This is a genomic window from Amycolatopsis sp. NPDC051128, assembly GCF_040682715.1.
In the GTDB taxonomy this organism is placed as follows: Bacteria; Actinomycetota; Actinomycetes; order Mycobacteriales; family Pseudonocardiaceae; genus Amycolatopsis.
Genome location: NZ_JBFBBN010000004.1, coordinates 1 through 14,394, shown reverse-complemented (window position 1 = coordinate 14,394; position 14,394 = coordinate 1). Strand labels below are relative to the sequence as shown.

General features: G+C 71.6%; 21 protein-coding genes. 9 read left to right on the top strand and 12 right to left on the bottom strand.

All coding sequences use genetic code 11. The features are described 5' to 3' along the window. Positions 1-14: 14 nt before the first annotated feature. From AB0M82_RS05815 to AB0M82_RS05800, 4 genes are all read right to left on the bottom strand, one after another. On the bottom strand, positions 15-494 hold the full coding sequence (locus tag AB0M82_RS05815) for a carboxypeptidase regulatory-like domain-containing protein (RefSeq protein WP_364718065.1): 480 nt from the start codon (positions 492-494) through the stop codon (positions 15-17). Further along, positions 491-1,096 carry a sigma-70 family RNA polymerase sigma factor gene (locus AB0M82_RS05810; protein WP_364718063.1) on the bottom strand — a complete coding sequence of 202 codons (606 nt, stop codon included), beginning with the start codon at positions 1,094-1,096 and terminating at the stop codon, positions 491-493. Before AB0M82_RS05810 ends, AB0M82_RS05815 begins: the two co-directional genes overlap by 4 nt. 423 nt (positions 1,097-1,519) lie before the next feature. Next, entirely contained in the window at positions 1,520-2,191 is a 672-nt protein-coding gene (locus AB0M82_RS05805; protein ID WP_364718062.1) for an SGNH/GDSL hydrolase family protein, read from the bottom strand. A 9-nt stretch (positions 2,192-2,200) separates the two neighbouring features. Further along, entirely contained in the window at positions 2,201-2,824 is a 624-nt protein-coding gene (locus AB0M82_RS05800; protein WP_364718060.1) for an NAD(P)H-binding protein, read from the bottom strand. Between the two features lie 82 nt (positions 2,825-2,906). On the opposite strand from AB0M82_RS05800, the gene AB0M82_RS05795 reads away from it, so the two are divergent. Further along, the gene (locus AB0M82_RS05795; protein WP_364718058.1) at positions 2,907-3,470 is read left to right on the top strand and encodes a TetR/AcrR family transcriptional regulator; all 564 of its coding nucleotides are present in this window, start codon (positions 2,907-2,909) and stop codon (positions 3,468-3,470) included. On the opposite strand, the gene AB0M82_RS05790 is transcribed toward AB0M82_RS05795, so the two are convergent. Then, entirely contained in the window at positions 3,467-3,955 is a 489-nt protein-coding gene (locus AB0M82_RS05790) for a MarR family transcriptional regulator (RefSeq protein WP_364718057.1), read from the bottom strand. The two genes, AB0M82_RS05795 and AB0M82_RS05790, sit on opposite strands and share 4 nt — an antisense overlap. Positions 3,956-4,049: 94 nt before the next feature. Here AB0M82_RS05790 and AB0M82_RS05785 point away from each other — a divergent pair, with 94 nt between their 5' ends. Both AB0M82_RS05785 and AB0M82_RS05780 read left to right on the top strand, forming a co-directional pair. Next, entirely contained in the window at positions 4,050-4,946 is an 897-nt protein-coding gene (locus AB0M82_RS05785) for an ABC transporter ATP-binding protein (RefSeq protein ID WP_364718056.1), read from the top strand. Then, on the top strand, positions 4,943-6,577 hold the full coding sequence (locus tag AB0M82_RS05780; protein WP_364718054.1) for an ABC transporter permease: 1,635 nt from the start codon (positions 4,943-4,945) through the stop codon (positions 6,575-6,577). The genes AB0M82_RS05785 and AB0M82_RS05780 overlap by 4 nt, the downstream gene beginning before the upstream one ends. Here the strand turns inward: AB0M82_RS05780 and AB0M82_RS05775 are convergent. The 3 genes from AB0M82_RS05775 to AB0M82_RS05765 are packed head-to-tail and all read right to left on the bottom strand — an operon-like array spanning position 6,574 to position 8,032. After that, positions 6,574-7,050 (bottom strand): hypothetical protein, encoded by a 477-nt coding sequence (locus AB0M82_RS05775; RefSeq protein ID WP_364718053.1) that lies wholly within the window; start codon positions 7,048-7,050, stop codon positions 6,574-6,576. The two genes, AB0M82_RS05780 and AB0M82_RS05775, sit on opposite strands and share 4 nt — an antisense overlap. 39 nt (positions 7,051-7,089) lie before the next feature. Beyond that, the gene (locus AB0M82_RS05770; RefSeq protein ID WP_364718052.1) at positions 7,090-7,416 is read right to left on the bottom strand and encodes a hypothetical protein; all 327 of its coding nucleotides are present in this window, start codon (positions 7,414-7,416) and stop codon (positions 7,090-7,092) included. 55 nt (positions 7,417-7,471) lie between these two features. After that, the gene (locus AB0M82_RS05765; protein ID WP_364718050.1) at positions 7,472-8,032 is read right to left on the bottom strand and encodes a TetR/AcrR family transcriptional regulator; all 561 of its coding nucleotides are present in this window, start codon (positions 8,030-8,032) and stop codon (positions 7,472-7,474) included. A gap of 95 nt (positions 8,033-8,127) precedes the next feature. On the opposite strand from AB0M82_RS05765, the gene AB0M82_RS05760 reads away from it, so the two are divergent. Further along, positions 8,128-8,550, top strand: coding sequence for a nuclear transport factor 2 family protein (locus AB0M82_RS05760; protein ID WP_364718049.1), 423 nt, complete (start codon positions 8,128-8,130; stop codon positions 8,548-8,550). On the opposite strand, the gene AB0M82_RS05755 is transcribed toward AB0M82_RS05760, so the two are convergent. From AB0M82_RS05755 to AB0M82_RS05745, 3 genes are all read right to left on the bottom strand, one after another. After that, complete coding sequence (locus AB0M82_RS05755) at positions 8,513-9,301, bottom strand: metal-dependent hydrolase (RefSeq protein ID WP_364718502.1); 789 nt, start codon at positions 9,299-9,301, stop codon at positions 8,513-8,515. The genes AB0M82_RS05760 and AB0M82_RS05755 overlap by 38 nt on opposite strands. A gap of 55 nt (positions 9,302-9,356) precedes the next feature. Then, positions 9,357-9,710: an STAS domain-containing protein gene (locus AB0M82_RS05750; protein ID WP_364718047.1), complete on the bottom strand. Its 354-nt coding sequence runs from the start codon at positions 9,708-9,710 to the stop codon at positions 9,357-9,359. Positions 9,711-9,939: 229 nt separating this feature from the next. Then, a complete protein-coding gene (locus tag AB0M82_RS05745) occupies positions 9,940-10,248 on the bottom strand; it encodes a WhiB family transcriptional regulator (protein ID WP_364718045.1) in 309 nt (102 codons plus the stop codon). Between the two features lie 163 nt (positions 10,249-10,411). On the opposite strand from AB0M82_RS05745, the gene AB0M82_RS05740 reads away from it, so the two are divergent. The 3 genes from AB0M82_RS05740 (at position 10,412) to AB0M82_RS05730 (ending at position 12,083) form a co-directional block, all read left to right on the top strand. Beyond that, positions 10,412-10,828: an anti-sigma factor gene (locus AB0M82_RS05740; protein WP_364718044.1), complete on the top strand. Its 417-nt coding sequence runs from the start codon at positions 10,412-10,414 to the stop codon at positions 10,826-10,828. Continuing rightward, a complete protein-coding gene (locus AB0M82_RS05735) occupies positions 10,825-11,604 on the top strand; it encodes a SigB/SigF/SigG family RNA polymerase sigma factor (protein ID WP_364718042.1) in 780 nt (259 codons plus the stop codon). The genes AB0M82_RS05740 and AB0M82_RS05735 overlap by 4 nt, the downstream gene beginning before the upstream one ends. A 62-nt stretch (positions 11,605-11,666) precedes the next feature. Next, the gene (locus AB0M82_RS05730; protein WP_364718041.1) at positions 11,667-12,083 is read left to right on the top strand and encodes an ATP-binding protein; all 417 of its coding nucleotides are present in this window, start codon (positions 11,667-11,669) and stop codon (positions 12,081-12,083) included. On the opposite strand, the gene AB0M82_RS05725 is transcribed toward AB0M82_RS05730, so the two are convergent. Beyond that, the gene (locus AB0M82_RS05725) at positions 12,084-12,575 is read right to left on the bottom strand and encodes a MarR family winged helix-turn-helix transcriptional regulator (RefSeq protein WP_364718040.1); all 492 of its coding nucleotides are present in this window, start codon (positions 12,573-12,575) and stop codon (positions 12,084-12,086) included. 41 nt (positions 12,576-12,616) lie between these two features. Between AB0M82_RS05725 and AB0M82_RS05720 the strand changes: the two genes are divergently transcribed. Together AB0M82_RS05720 and AB0M82_RS05715 are read left to right on the top strand one after the other, a co-directional pair. Further along, positions 12,617-13,603 carry an aldo/keto reductase gene (locus tag AB0M82_RS05720; protein ID WP_364718039.1) on the top strand — a complete coding sequence of 329 codons (987 nt, stop codon included), beginning with the start codon at positions 12,617-12,619 and terminating at the stop codon, positions 13,601-13,603. 18 nt (positions 13,604-13,621) lie between these two features. Next, the gene (locus tag AB0M82_RS05715; protein ID WP_364718037.1) at positions 13,622-14,260 is read left to right on the top strand and encodes a nitroreductase family protein; all 639 of its coding nucleotides are present in this window, start codon (positions 13,622-13,624) and stop codon (positions 14,258-14,260) included. Positions 14,261-14,394 lie beyond the last annotated feature (134 nt).

Genomic DNA, 14,394 nt, shown 5'->3' with positions numbered 1-14,394 from the left:
GCTGACGCTGACGCCTAGAGCACGACCGTCGGCGTCACGACGGTCCGGCGGCACGAAACGTCACCGAGGTGCACGAGGATCTGCGTCGTCCCGCGGGGCACGTTGTCGAGCACGAACCGGCCGCCTTCGTCGGCCGTCGTGGACGACGTGCCGTGCTCGGCGACCCGCACCTCGACGCCGTACTGCCCGGCCGGCACCAGCCAGCCGTCGATGCGGTGCAGCTTGCCGATCTTCGTGAGGTTGATCATCACCGTCAGGTCGCTGACGGTGAACGTGATCGTGCCGGTGCCGCCGCCACGGACGCCGGCGAGGTTGTCCATCCGCTCCCACCGCGCGACCTCGACGTCGAGGTCCTCGAGGGCGAGCGCGAACTGGACCCGCTGCACCAGATCGTCCGGTGGCGGGTCGAGCTCGTCGAGAAAACGGCCGATGTCGGCCAGCAGGATTCCGTCGTCCGGGGAGGCCAGGCCTCCCGACGCCCCGACGTCGTTCATCGGCTTCCCCCTTCGCTGGTGAGGAGATCGCGCATCTGGTCGAGGCAACGCCCCCTGGTCGGGCCGATACTGCCGCGCGGAATGCGCAGCGCCTCGGCGACGAGCTGATACTCCGCCCGACCCGCGAGCACGGTCAGCCGGAGCAGCTCCTGACAGCGGTGGGGCAGCCGGACGAAGGCGCGCCAGACCCGGCGGTCGCGGTCGGCGCGGACGGCTTCGTCTTCGGGTGCCGGTTGGGTGCTCGGCATGGCTTCGGCGACTTCGTCGCTCAGCGGCACGGGCTGCAGGCGACGGCCGAAGGGGTGCGTGGCCTCGCGCCGGGTGGTGGTGATCAGCCAGGCGGCGAGGGCCTTGGGATCGCGGAGCTTGCCGAGCTGGCTGAAAAGAGCCAGCCAGACGGTCTGGACGACGTCTTCGGCGACCGAGCGGTCGAGGCCGTTGGCCCGGGCGACGTGCCAGACGAGCGGGGTCAGCTCTTCGACGAGGCGGGCCATCGCCTGGCGGTCACCCTCCCTCGCGGCATGCATGCAGGCGGCATGCAGCTCGGCGCCGGTCAGGCCCTCCCAAGGAGGATCTACCTCTGCTGTTCGCACGTCGGTCACGGTATCTGCCCCTCTTCGGAAAAGCATTCGAGTCGGCTTCGGCAGTATCGCGGGTCCTTCGGGGGGAAGGAGCGTGCAGGTGGATCTGGGATACATCGATCACTTACTTCGTCGGTCGTGCACTACCGGTCAAATGGCGGCGAGGGGGAGGTACCGGCCGACGCGGGCGGGTGGACCCACGCCGACCGACACTCCCCTCCCTCAACAGACCCGCTCCCCAACGGGCCCCGCCGGATGACCCCTCCCCCGAAGGGCACCCGGCCGACGGTGTCCGGAAGCCCCCTCGGCTCCCGGCCACCGCGTTCTCTCCGAACGCGACACCCCCTGTCGTGTTCCTCCGTGCTTGGCTGCTCCACAGGACGCAGTAGGGGCACCGCCAGATACCCGAACCGGCGAACTTTCTTGAAGATCGACGGAGGGCGGCTAACCGATCACAGGGAGTGCGTCGGCGAGGGTTCGCGCCCACCTCGCGTAGCCGGCCGGTCCCGGGTGGAAGCGGTCCGAGGCGAAGGCCGCGGGGTCGAGGAGCACGGGGTCCATCGGCACGTGGGTGACGCCCGGGACGCGCGCCACCGCGGCCGCCGCCGCGTCGAGGGCGGACGAGCGCGCCGCGAGGACGTCACGGAGGGGCCTGGGCAGGGCCGGGAAGCGGGACATCGGCGGCACCCCCGCCAGGAGGACGTCGACCGGGCCGAGCCGCCGCCGCAGGTCGAGCACCAGGCTCAGGAGGTCGCGGCGGTAGGCCGCGGCCGTCCGGAGCTCGATGGTGTCGTTGACGCCGAGGGCGATCACGACGAGGTCGGCCGGGCGGACCAGCGGGGCGAGCTCGGCGCGGACCGTGCGGGCGTTGGCGCCGGTCCGGCCGACTGCCTGCCAGCGCACGGCCCGGCCGTCGCGGGCCAGCTCCCGGGCGAGGCGGCCGGTGAGCGCTTCCTCGTGGTCCGCCGCACCGACGCCGTCCACTGTGGACTCGCCGAGGACGGCCAGGCGGAACGGCTCCCCTTCGCCGGGAACGAGCCCCTCGGTCGGACCGGCCGCGCCGGGCAGCCGCGGAGTCGTCCGCTTGACGTACAGAGCCTGAGCGAGGATCACCATGGCACGACGCTAGCCGTGGGCGATCGAGACTTTCGCCCTGATCAGCGTGGGCTCCGCCACGGCGTCGAGCAGGTACGCGGCGACATCCGCGCGCCGGATCGTGTAGCTGCCGCGCACGTTCCCGTCGAGCCGGCTGGCCACGACGCCCGTGCGAGGGCCGTTGAGCAGCATCGGCGGCCGGACCACCGTCCAGTCGATTTCGGTCGCCATGACCAGGGCTTCCATCGCGCGCATGTCCGCGTAGCCGTGCTTCAGGACCGCGTTGAGCAGGGGCTTCACGAGCGTGCGGGTGAAGACGCCGTCGCCGTCGGCGTCCAGCCCGCTGGCGCTGACGACCAGCAGGCGCTTCGCCCCGGCCTCGATCGCCGCGCGGGCGCCGTCCACGCAGACGGTGGTCGGCTTGCGCTCGCGCGAACCCAGCGCCGACAGCACCGCGTCCCGGCCTTCGACGGCGGCCGTCAGCTTCTTCTGTTCGCCGAGCCCGGCGACGACGACGTCGAGGCGGTCCTGCCCCGGCACCGCCAGCCGCGCGGGGTCGCGGACGACGGCCGTGACGTGCCAGCCGCGGCCCAGCGCCTGCTTGACGACCTCGCCGCCGACGCCGCCGGTGGCTCCCAGCACGGTGATCTTCATGGTGATCCTCCTCGGTTAGTGAACACTCACCAGGTAGAGTGAGTGTTCACTAACCCCGCTGAGAATCCACTGAGGAGTGCGCATGGGTAGCCGCGAAGAGATCGTCGCCGCGGCCGCGAAGGTGATGCGCGAGCAGGGCTACGCCCATGCGACGACCAAGGTCATCGCGCGGACCGCGGGCTACTCCGAGGCGATGCTCTACAAGCACTTCCGCGACAAGACCGACCTGTTCCTCAGCGTCATGGCCGAGGAGCTGCCCGCGCTCGGCGCCGCACTGGGCGAGCTGACCGCGAACCCCGGGCAGGCGCCGCTGCGGGACAACCTGGTCCGCATCGCGCGGCTCGGCCTCGCCTTCTACCTCGAAGGGTTCCCGATCGCGGTCTCGGTCTTCTCGTCACGGGAGCTGCTGCGGTCACACCGCGAACGGCTGGGTGAGCACGGCCCCCACGTGCTGCTGAAGGGCGTCGTGGACTACCTGCGTGCCGAGCAGGAGCTGGGCCGGGTCAAGGCGGACACCGACGTCGAGGCGGCCGCGGCCCTGGTGCTGGGGGCGTGCTTCCAGCAGGCGTTCCTGGCCACGTTCGAAGAGCGGGAGCCGGCGGACCGCGCCGACCGGCTCGCGGACGTCCTGCTCGCCGGGCTCTAGCGGTTCTTCTCTTCCCGGAGCTTGTGCCAGCGCTCGTACATGCCGTTGAGCTCCGTCAGCATGAAGGTCAGGAAGTCCCGCATCTCGGCGAGCCGCTTGCCGGCGGGAGTGTCCTCGCCGAGCGCGTCGATGCCGTTCTCGGCCGCGTCGCGCCACATGGTGATCATGCGGTCGCGCTTCATGAACGTCGCGTACCAAAGATCGTCGTAGAGGCGGTAGTGGTCGCGGCGCTCGCCGGGCTCGCGCTCCTTGGCGACCAGGCCGACCTGCTCGAGGTAGCGCACGGCGCCGGAGACGGCGGCCGGGCTGACCGACAGCTGCGAGGCCAGGTCGGCGGCGGTCAGCCGGCCTTCGTCGGTCGTCATCAGCGCGGCGAACACCCGCGCGGACATGCGTTGCATCCCGATCTGCGAGAGCACGAGCCCGAGGCTCTCGACGTACCGGCGGACGGCGTCTTCGTCCCGCTTCGTGTCAGGCGTCGTCATCGGCCCATCCTCCCGTACCCCGCCCTCCATGATCACTCGATCTAGACATTTTCTTAACTTCACAACTTCATGAAGCGAGTGTAGCTTCCGAAACATGGAAAATGCCATTTCGGTCACCGACCTGCACAAGTCGTTCGGCCGGACGAAGGCCCTCGACGGCCTCGACCTGCACGTGCCCGCCGGGGAGGTGCACGGCTTCCTCGGCCCCAACGGCGCCGGGAAGTCGACCACCGTCCGGGTGCTGCTCGGCCTGCTCCACGCGGACTCGGGGGACGTCCGGCTGCTCGGCGGCGACCCCTGGAAGGACGCCGCGAGCCTGCACCGCCGCCTCGCCTACGTGCCCGGCGACGTCAACCTCTGGCCCAACCTGTCCGGTGGCGAGGTGATCGACCTGCTCGGCAGGCTGCGCGGCGGGCTCGACGAGAAGCGCCGCGCCGACCTCATCGAACGGTTCGACCTCGACCCGAAGAAGAAGGGACGGACGTACTCGAAGGGCAACCGGCAGAAGGTCGCCATCGTCGCCGCGCTCGCGTCCCGGGTCGACCTGCTGATCCTCGACGAGCCGACGTCCGGGCTGGATCCCTTGATGGAGGCGACGTTCCAGTACGCCATCCAGGAGGAGCGCGAGCAGGGCCGCACCGTGCTGCTCTCCAGCCACATCCTCGCCGAGGTCGAGGCGCTGTGCGACAAGGTCAGCATCATCCGCAACGGCCGCACGGTGGAGTCCGGCACCCTGGCCGAGCTGCGCCACCTGACCCGGACGTCGATCACCGCCGAGCTGGCCGGACCGCCGAACGGGCTGGCGAAGCTCGACAACATCCACGACCTCAAGGTCGAGGGCAACCGCGTCCGGTTCGACGTCGAGACGCGCTCGCTCGACGAAGCCCTGCGCCGGCTCACCGAGGCGGGCGTGCGGAGCCTGGTCAGCCAGCCGCCCACGCTCGAAGAACTGTTCCTGCGCCACTACACGACCGAGGCGGGCGCGAAATGACCGCGACGCTCGAGCGATCCGCCGAGGTCGCGCCGGCCCACGAACTGGCCGGCACCTGGCACCTCACCCGGCTCGCGCTGCGCCGCGACCGCGTGATCCTGCCGATCTGGATCGTGCTGCTCAGCATCGTCCCGGCGAGCACGGTCAGCACGTTCACGCAGTTCTACCCGACGGTCGCCGACCGCCTCGCGCTGCAGGCGGGCGCGAACGCCAACCCGTCGTACGCGCTGCTCTACGGGCCGCCGTTCGACCTGACCACCGCCGGCGGGTTCATCGCCTGGCGCATGTGCGGGTTCCTGGCGCTGCTCACCGGGCTGATGGTGGTCTTCACGGTCACCCGGCACACCCGCGCCGAGGAGGACACCGGGCGCGCGGAGCTGCTCGCGTCCGCGGTCGTCGGCCGGTACGCGGCGCTGACGGCGGCCCTGCTCGTCGCCGGCGGTTCGAGCGTGGTGGTCGGCCTGATCCAGGCGGGCACCATGGTCGGCGCGGGCCTGCCCGCGGCGGGATCGGTGGCCTTCGGAGCGTCGGAAGCGCTGGTGGGGCTGGTGTTCACCGCGGTCGCGGCGGTCGCCGTCCAGCTCGCCGGGTACTCCCGGACCGCGAACGGGATCGGCACCGCCGTGGTCGGCGCCGCCTTCCTGCTGCGCGGCGCCGGAGACTCCACTGTGGACGCTCGCTGGCTGTCGTGGCTGTCCCCGATCGGCTGGGTGCAGCAGCTCCGCGCGTTCGCGGGCGAACGCTGGTGGGTGCTGCTGCTGCTGGTGGCCGCCGCGCTGGTGACCGGTGCGGCCGCGTACTGGCTGCTGCCCCGCCGCGACGTCGGCGTCGGCTTCCTCCCGCCGCGGCCGGGCCCGGCGACGGCGGCGCCGGGCCTGCGGACGCCGTTCGCGCTGGCGTGGCGGCTGCACCGCGGCCCGCTGCTCGGCTGGACGATCGGGACAGCCGTCGTCGGCGCCGTCTTCGGCTCGATCGCGAGCGGCATCGGCGGCCTGGTCGGCTCCAGCCCGCAGGCGCAGGAGATCATGGCGCGCCTCGGCGGCAGCGAGGCGCTCACACAGGCGTTCCTCGCCGCCATGGCCGGGATGTTCGCGATGGTCGCGTCGCTGTACGGGATCCAGGCGGTGCTGCGCATGCGCGGCGAGGAGACCGCGATCCGGCTCGAGCCGGTGCTGGCCACCAGCGTCGGCAGGCTGCGCTGGGCGGCGGGCCACCTGGTGTTCGCGTTCTTCGGCACGGCGCTGCTGCTGCTGGCGGCTGGGCTGTTCATGGGGCTGGCCAACGGATTGCGCACCGGCGACGTCGGCGGGTCGGTCGGCGACTCCCTCGCCGGGATGCTCGTCCAGCTGCCCGCGACGTGGGTCGTGATCGCGCTGGCGGTGACGATCTTCGGGCTGCTGCCGGGCTTTTCGGCCGCGGCCTGGGCGGTCGGCTCGCTGGCGCTGCTGATCAGCCTGTTCGGCCCGGTCGTCAACCTGCCGCAGGCGGTGCTCGACGTGTCACCGTTCCAGCACCCGCCGAAGCTCCCCGGCCAGGAGTTCGCCGCGACGCCGATGGTCTGGCTCCTGGCGGTCACGGTTGTCGCCCTGGTCGCCGGGCTCGCCGGCTGGCGCCGTCGCGACGTCGGCTAACGCACCCGGAGTTCGCGGTCCGGGCCGGCTTCGAGCTGGACCTGCGGCCCCGCCTTCCCGCAGGCGGGGCCGTTCGGCTCGCTGAAGCCGGGATTCACGTCGATGGTGTGCGGCTTGCCGTCGTCGAACCGGACGGTGACGCGGACGGGCTCGGCGGGCAGACCCGGCACGGCGGCGAAGCCCCGGAGGCCGCCGGTCGGGACCATCGACGCACCGCAGGCGCTGTCCGGCCCGGTGCCGGCGCAGGTCGTCGCCCCCACGGTGGTCTCGGGCTGAAGGTCGACCGGACGCGTGACGCACTGCCCGCGCCAGCACGCGTCGAGCGTGGCCCGGGAAATGCCCACGGGTGCCGGGACCGTCAGGCCGATGCCGGTGAGGAAGCCGATCGCCGGACAGGCGGTCTCCGGCCCGGCACAGCCGGCCGTAACCGCTGTGCTGGCCACGAACACCGCGAACCACGAGAAACAGCGCATACCGGCCAGACGGAGCCGGCGGCCGGGCGGTTGCATCGTTCAGTCACGCCACCCGCTGGTGAGCGGCAGGGCGGGGTTCGTCGAGGCCGGCGTGGCCGAGGTCGCGGACGTCGTGGGCCGCACCGTCACCTCGACGACGCTGGTGGTGGTCGTCGGCGGGGCCGTCTCGACCGACGTGAGGGTGGACGGGGGCACGGACGCGGTCACCGTGACGGGCACCGCCGGAACGGTCCTGGTCGGCGGCGCGGTGGGGTCGGCGGGCCGCGGCGTGCTCCGGCCCGCGATGAGCAGTGCGGCCACCAGCAGCCCGGTGGCGAAGCCCGCGAGCCCGGTCACGCCGGCGGAACCCCAGGTAGGTCGGCTCATCCGGGCACCCCCTCGCCACGCGTAGCGCAGGTTCGAGGACTGACTCGCGTTGATCTTAACTCTTGTTACCGGCCATTTGATGTGCTCGCAGCCCGTCGACCACCACGCGGACCAGGTGCCGGCTCTCCGGCGCGTACCGCTCGACGGCCAGGCAGCCGACGATGAGCGCGCGCAGGTCGTCCCCGTCGATGTCGGGCCGGACGGCGCCGGCCGCCTGGGCCCGGGAGAGCAGTTCGGCCATGGCCGCGCGGAAGTCGTCGCCCGCGCCCGCCTTGAACGCGTGCCCGCTCGACTGCGCGAGGGCGTCACAGATGGCGCGGTTGAGCGAAGCCTGCCTGATGACGCGGACGAAGTAGTCGACGAAGGCCTCCCCGGGATCCTCGGCCGTGGCGAGTTCGCGGGCCTCTTCGGCGAACTGCTCGAGGCGCTCCAGGACGACGGCCTGGAAGAGCGCCTCCTTGCTGGGGAAGTGCCGGTAGACGGTCCCGGCGCCGACACCGGCCAGCCGCGCGATGTCGTCGAGCGGCACGGCGAGCCCGTCGACGGCGAACGCCTCTTCGGCGGCGGCCAGGACCTTGGCCCGGTTGCGCCGCGCGTCCGCGCGCATCTTCTCCATGACGTCTCCTCGTTGACAACCGGAACGCTCGCTCCGCATCGTCGTAAGCGGGTGCACCGTTCCGATTCAACGCCCAGTCTTCCAGGAGAATTCCGATGCCCGAAACCCCGCGCTTGGTGTTCGACCGCTTCCTGACCGCCTCGGTGAAGAACCGGTGGGACGACCTCGCCGACATCTACGCCGAGGACGTGACCGTCGAGATGCCCTTCACGCTGCCCGGAGTCCCTCGGCTCACGCGCGGCCGCGAGGAACTCCGTCGCCGCTTCCACGCCGCAGGCCAGGTCCGTCGGCTGGTGAAGGCCGAGAACGTCGTGGTCCACGAGACGACGGACCCGTCGGTGCTGGTCGCGGAGTTCGACCTGCACGGCGAGCTCAACGACTCGGTGTTCGTGTCGTCGTACGTGATGGTGATGACGATCGAAGACGGCTTGATCACGTACTCCCGCGACTACACCGACACCGCCGCGGCGGCGCGGCGGCTCAAGGCGTTGTCGCCTGCTGGCTCGCCGGCGGAATGAACAGCCGCTGGAAGGTGTCGACCGTGTAGGTCCACACGCCCGGCACCAGCAGCACCCCGAGCAGCGCGAACACCGGGAAGATCAGCCGCGTCTCGACCTTCTTGCCGGTCCGGAACCGCAGCGCCTTGGGCGGCCGGATCTCGTACCAGGTCTCGCCGGCGATGGGGACGGGAAAGAGGAACGGGCACCCGGACTCGGTCAGCGCGTCACCCAGGCAGTGGGTCACGCACCCGGCCGCGACGGCGATGCCCAGCCAGCCCGAGATCGAAGCCAGCTCGCCGGCGCGGTCCGGCGGTGCCGTGAAGAACCACCAGGCCACCGCCGCGCCGCTCACCGGCAACAGCCAGTCGCCCAGTGCGCCTTCCGCCAGCATCAGCCCGAAGATCACGACGCCGACCACGGCCCAGGCGCCACCGGCTTCAGTGCCCCACGACGTCAACGCGCCCAGACCCGCCGCGAACAGGACCGTGTGGGAGAGGTGACGGTGCTTGCCGGTGACCTTCTCGTCGCGCGGACCTTTCGTCAGCGCGTAGAACGCCGCCGAGACGCGTCGAAGCACCCAGGACAGCGCCCCGGTCAGCCAGCCGAGGAGGCGGGACGCGCTCGCTCCGGGATGATCCAGGTCGGGCAGCAGGGCGAACCCCGCCGTGGTGGCCGCGAAGACCACCGCCTGGTGCACCGAACCGGCCCCGACCACGGGCGCCAGGGCCAGGCCCGCACACCAGCCGGTCAGGGCATGCGTCCGCCCCATCATCGTGCCGCCCCCAGGTCCGCGAAGAATCAGTCCGCAGGACCGTAGCGGGCGGTCAGGCTTGGGGGTCCTCCGACACGCTCAGGTGTTCGGCCACGCCAGTGAGCTCGATCACCCGGCTCACCGCGGGGCTGGGGACGACCGCGAGTTCGACCTCCTGCTCGCCGGCCTGGCGTTGTGCGCGGAGCACCACGTTCAGCGCGGAAGAATCGAAGAAGGTCACCCCGGTCAGATCGGCCACGACCCGCTGCGCGCGCTTGTCCGCGATCAGCCCGGCCAGGGCCTCCTGCAGCTGCGGGCTGGTCAGCAGGTCGAGCTCGCCGGTGACCACCACCCGGGGCTCCGTCGCGTCGGTGTCCAGCGTGATGCCGAACCCGGGCGGGGTGGCGTTCTGGTCGGCTGCGGGCATGCAGTTTCTCCTCGTCAGGCGCTGCTCCTGCGCCGGGTACGCGCCTGATGTCTCAAGCGGCATCCGTGTCACCGTGCCTTCCACAACGCGGGGCAGACCCCGCCCCGGACACGGTCAAGGCAACTCCGGGGCCAACCCTAACCCAGGACGCGACCGAGCCCGCCACGGCCGCCGTCCTTTCGCGCGGACTACTCACGTGCGACCAAATCCTGCCTGCTCAGCGCCGTGTTCAGTGCGCACTCATCGCCTTCCGCGCCGCCCTGCGCTGCCGCAGGAACAGCTGTCGCCGCTCGATCTCGCCGAGCCCGCCCCAGATGCCGTACGGCTCCTGGACGGTCATCGCGTGCGTGCGGCACTGGGCCAGCACCGGGCAGGCCTGGCAGATGGCCTTCGCCCGCGCCTCCCGCCGCTCCCTCGCCGAACCCCGCTCGTTGTCCGTGTGGAAGAAAAGGCTGCTGTCCGCACCCCGGCACGAACCGCGCAGCTGCCATTCCCACTCTTCAGCAACCACGTTGGGCAGCCGGCTCACGTCAGCCATGTCGTCCCTGCCTTTCCCAGGATCAGCATGTCGACCGCTACATGCCCGCCGGTGGAGCGGATCAAACCCGGGTTTGGTTTGCTCACACCCCGGGCATCTCGCAGACCGGGCGTCGGAGGACACCGCAGGACATCTGGAGCGCGAGCCGGAGAAAGGAACAAACGTGGAGGACAACGCCCCGCTCGTGCCGGAAGGCGCACAGGTCATCGAGGTGCGGACGGCAGCGATACCGCACGTCGTGCCCACCCTGCGGACCATCGTGGCGGACATCGCGATGCGCCAGGACTTCGACCTCGACGCCGTCGAAGACCTCCGGATGGCCGTGGACGAAGCTTGCTCGCTGCTGCTCCCCGCCAGCGCGGACGGCCGGCTGACCTGCGTCTTCTCGTGGAGCGGGCCGCGCATCGAGGTCTCCGTTTCGGTGCTTTCGGACAACCCCGGGCACGACGACGACGCCGGCCTGTCGTGGCAGCTGCTGACCGCGCTCGCGACGTCGGCGCAGCGCACCGTGACCCCCGAGAACGGCCGTTACCTGTCCCGGGTCGACCTCGTCCGGGAGAGCCAGGCGGCGGGGTCGTGACCGATCCCGCCGGGAGCAGCGGGGACGACCTCGACGTCGGCGCGCTGTTCACCCAACTCGCCGCGCTGCCGGCGGACGCCCCCGAACGGGACCGCGTCCGGGACACTCTGGTGCGCGCCCACCTGGAGCTGGCGCGCAACCTGGCCAGGAAGTTCCGCAACCGGGACGAGGCGATGGAGGACCTGGTCCAGATCGCCACGGTCGGGCTGATCCACGCCGTCGACCGGTTCGACCCCGAGCAGGGGACGGACTTCCTCGCGTTCGCCGTGCCGACCATCTCCGGTGAGCTGCGGCACCACTTCCGGGACAACAGCTGGTCGGTGCGGGTGCCGCGGCGGCTCAAGGAGCTGAACGCGAACATCTCCGCCGCGCGCGAAGAGCTCACCGTGCAGCTTTCGCGCGCGCCACGGCCGAGTGAAATCGCCGCCCGGCTCGGCGTGCCCGTCGAAGACGTCTTCGAGGGCCTTCGCGCGGGACAGGGCCGATACGGCGCGTCGCTCGACCACCTGCTGGAGAACGCGGCCCACACCCGGTTCGGGGCGCCGGACGCCGAGCTGGGCCAGGCCGAGCTGCGGGAAGCGCTACGCCCGATGCTGGAAAGCCTGCCGGAGCGGGAGCGCAAGATCGTCGCGCTGCGGTTCGGCTCGGGGATGAGCCAGTCGGACATCGCGCGCCGCGTCGGGGTCTCCCAGATGCAGGTGTCGCGGTTGCTGGCCGCGACGCTGAAGAAACTGCGTTCCGGTTTGGACGAATCCGAGCTGGCCGACGGCACCTGATTAGCCGCGCACGCGCTTGGGTACTTCGCGGGCGGTAGCGAACTCACTGGGAGGGGGACCAGATGACGACGTCGAGAATGCCGCGGACGACCATGCCGGCCGCGCCGCTCAAGGTGTTCCTCCCGGCCGACATCACGGCCCCGGCGCTGGCCCGGAACGAGGTCCGTTCGGCGCTGCTGGACTTCGGCCTGCGCGAGCGGCAGGTGGCGGACATCCTGCTGGCCACCTCGGAGCTGGTCACGAACGCCTTCGAGCACGGCGAACGTCCTCAGCGGCTCGAGCTGGAGTTCGCCGACGGGCGGCTGACGCTGCGGGTGCACGACACCGGACGGCGGCTGCCCGAGCTGCGGTCGCCGGCCCCGGCCGAAGCACGCAGCCGCGGGCTCGTCCTCGTGCAGGCGCTTTCGCTGGACTGGGGCTTCGAACGCTGCCCCGGCGGCAAGTACGTCTGGGCGGTCTTCCGCGTCCCCGGCGCCTGATCAAGGTTCCAGGAGCTCCCTGGCGGCCTCGGTCTCCCCGATCCGCTGCCGGAACGGCTTGCGCTCCAGCGCTTCGACGATCGCGTCCAGCACCCCGCGCAGCGGGTAGGGCAGCTCGGCTTCCAGCGCCTCCGACGCCTCGGTCGTCGCCGTCCACTCCGCCTCGATCAGCGGCAGCAGGTCGCGCGCCTTCGCGGTGAGCGACACGATCCGCTGCCGGGCGTCGGCACCCGGTTCGAGAGCGACGAGCCCCGCCCGGGTCATCTGCGCCACGGTCTGGCTGGCCGCCGAGCGTGTCACGCCTATTTCCCCGGCGAGATCGCGGATGGCCAGCGGGCCGCGCGCGAGCAACGCCCGCACCACCGGCGAGTACCGCGGCCGGTAGTCGGCGAGGCCGATGTCGGCGAGGAACCTCGCGACGTCGCCCTCGAAGATCTCGAGGACGTGCCGCATCCGGGTCCCCAGTCCGTCCGGACCCGATGTCATGGCCATGACGGCCGATCATAGGCCGGGGCGTGTGCTTGGATCGCGGCATGGAGAACCGCGAGATCACCCGCCTCGGCCGCGAGGTGTCCGTCGTCGGGCTCGGCTGCTGGCAGCTCGGGGCGGACTGGGGCGAGGTCGACGAGAACGACGCGCTGGCCGTGCTGCACGCGGCGGCCGACGCCGGCGTCACCTTCTTCGACACCGCGGACGTCTACGGCGACGGCCGCAGCGAGCGGCTGGTCGGCCGGTTCCTCGCCGAACGCGGCGACGTCTTCGTGGCGACCAAGATGGGCCGCCGGGTCGAGCAGGTGCCGGAGAACTACGTCGCCGCGAACTTCCGCGAGTGGAACGACCGGTCGCGGCGCAACCTCGGCGTGGACACCCTCGACCTGGTCCAGCTGCACTGCCCGCCGACGCCGGTGTACTCCTCCGACGCGGTGTACGACGCGCTCGACGCGATGGTCGACGAGGGCCGGATCAAGGCGTACGGCGTCAGCGTCGAGACCTGTGACGAGGCGCTGACCGCGTTGGCGCGGCCGAACGTCGCTTCGGTGCAGATCATCCTGAACTGCCTGCGGCTCAAGCCGCTGGAGCGCGTGCTGCCCGCGGCGGCGGAGGCGGGCGCCGGGATCATCGCGCGGGTGCCGCTGGCGTCGGGCCTGCTGTCCGGGCGCTACACGGCGAGCACCACCTTCGCGGCCGACGACCACCGCAACTACAACCGCAACGGCGACGCGTTCGACGTCGGCGAGACCTTCTCCGGCGTGCCGTACGAGGTCGGGCTCGAAGCCGTCGAGCGGCTGCGCGGACTCGTTCCCGAGGGCCAGACGCTGGCGCAGTTCGCCTTGCGCTGGATCCTCGACCAGCCGGGCCTGAGCACGGTGATCCCGGGCGCCCGCAACGCCGAGCAGGCGACGGCGAACACCGCGGCGGCCGCGTTGCCGCCACTGTCGGTGTCGTCTTCGGAGGCGATCGCGGGGGTCCGCGAAACCTACGACGAGCTGATCCGCCCGCTGGTGCACGATCGCTGGTAAGCCCGGCATGATGGGCCGATGATGACGCCCGAAGAGCTGCTGACGACCACCCGGACCGTGCGCAAGCGGCTCGACCTGGACCGGCCAGTGCCGCTCGACCTGGTGAAGCACTGCGTGCAGGTCGCGCTGCAGGCGCCGAGCGGATCGAACACCCAGCAGTGGCAGTGGCTGGTGGTCACGGACGCGGACCAGCGCGCCGAGCTCGGTCGGCTCTACCGCCGGGCGTGCCGGGAGTACCTGGATTCGGACGGGGCGGCGGGCAAGCTGTTCGCGGACGACCCCGCGCGGTCCGAGGTGCAGCAGCGCGTCGGCGACAGCGTCGCGTACCTGGCCGACCGCATGGGCGACGTCCCGGTGCTGGTCGTCCCCTGCCTGGAGACGGCGTCCGCGGAGCTGCCGGCGGGCAACCAGGCGGGGCTGTGGGCATCGCTGCTGCCGGCGGTGTGGAGTTACATGCTGGCGGCGCGGTCGGTGACGCTCGGGACGGCGTGGACGACGCTGCACCTGAAGTACGAGCAGGAGGCGGCGGAGGTGCTGGGGCTGCCGAAGAACGTCCACCAGGCGGCGCTGATCCCGACGGCGTTCTACACGGGCGCGACGTTCAAGCCCGCGGCGCGGCAGCCGCTGGAGGAGGTCCTGCACCTCGACCGCTGGTGACGGCTCGGCGCGTTCCCGAAAGCCGTGAATGTCGCATTGAGGGACTTAGAGTGCCGAGATGGGGGATAAAAGCGGTTAGGAGGAGGGTAGGGAACGAGGGGGGGGGCCCGAGGGACCGGGGGGCGGAGAGGGGC

Coding starts and splice junctions, on each gene's coding strand:
- AB0M82_RS05815 (WP_364718065.1), bottom strand. CDS start 494: ATGAACGACGTCGGGGCGTCGGGAGGCCTGGCCTCCCCGGACGACGGA.
- AB0M82_RS05805 (WP_364718062.1), bottom strand. CDS start 2,191: ATGGTGATCCTCGCTCAGGCTCTGTACGTCAAGCGGACGACTCCGCGG.
- AB0M82_RS05800 (WP_364718060.1), bottom strand. CDS start 2,824: ATGAAGATCACCGTGCTGGGAGCCACCGGCGGCGTCGGCGGCGAGGTC.
- AB0M82_RS05795 (WP_364718058.1), top strand. CDS start 2,907: ATGGGTAGCCGCGAAGAGATCGTCGCCGCGGCCGCGAAGGTGATGCGC.
- AB0M82_RS05790 (WP_364718057.1), bottom strand. CDS start 3,955: ATGACGACGCCTGACACGAAGCGGGACGAAGACGCCGTCCGCCGGTAC.
- AB0M82_RS05785 (WP_364718056.1), top strand. CDS start 4,050: ATGGAAAATGCCATTTCGGTCACCGACCTGCACAAGTCGTTCGGCCGG.
- AB0M82_RS05780 (WP_364718054.1), top strand. CDS start 4,943: ATGACCGCGACGCTCGAGCGATCCGCCGAGGTCGCGCCGGCCCACGAA.
- AB0M82_RS05775 (WP_364718053.1), bottom strand. CDS start 7,050: ATGCGCTGTTTCTCGTGGTTCGCGGTGTTCGTGGCCAGCACAGCGGTT.
- AB0M82_RS05770 (WP_364718052.1), bottom strand. CDS start 7,416: ATGAGCCGACCTACCTGGGGTTCCGCCGGCGTGACCGGGCTCGCGGGC.
- AB0M82_RS05765 (WP_364718050.1), bottom strand. CDS start 8,032: ATGGAGAAGATGCGCGCGGACGCGCGGCGCAACCGGGCCAAGGTCCTG.
- AB0M82_RS05760 (WP_364718049.1), top strand. CDS start 8,128: ATGCCCGAAACCCCGCGCTTGGTGTTCGACCGCTTCCTGACCGCCTCG.
- AB0M82_RS05755 (WP_364718502.1), bottom strand. CDS start 9,301: ATGGGGCGGACGCATGCCCTGACCGGCTGGTGTGCGGGCCTGGCCCTG.
- AB0M82_RS05750 (WP_364718047.1), bottom strand. CDS start 9,710: ATGCCCGCAGCCGACCAGAACGCCACCCCGCCCGGGTTCGGCATCACG.
- AB0M82_RS05745 (WP_364718045.1), bottom strand. CDS start 10,248: ATGGCTGACGTGAGCCGGCTGCCCAACGTGGTTGCTGAAGAGTGGGAA.
- AB0M82_RS05730 (WP_364718041.1), top strand. CDS start 11,667: ATGACGACGTCGAGAATGCCGCGGACGACCATGCCGGCCGCGCCGCTC.
- AB0M82_RS05725 (WP_364718040.1), bottom strand. CDS start 12,575: ATGGCCATGACATCGGGTCCGGACGGACTGGGGACCCGGATGCGGCAC.
- AB0M82_RS05720 (WP_364718039.1), top strand. CDS start 12,617: ATGGAGAACCGCGAGATCACCCGCCTCGGCCGCGAGGTGTCCGTCGTC.
- AB0M82_RS05715 (WP_364718037.1), top strand. CDS start 13,622: ATGATGACGCCCGAAGAGCTGCTGACGACCACCCGGACCGTGCGCAAG.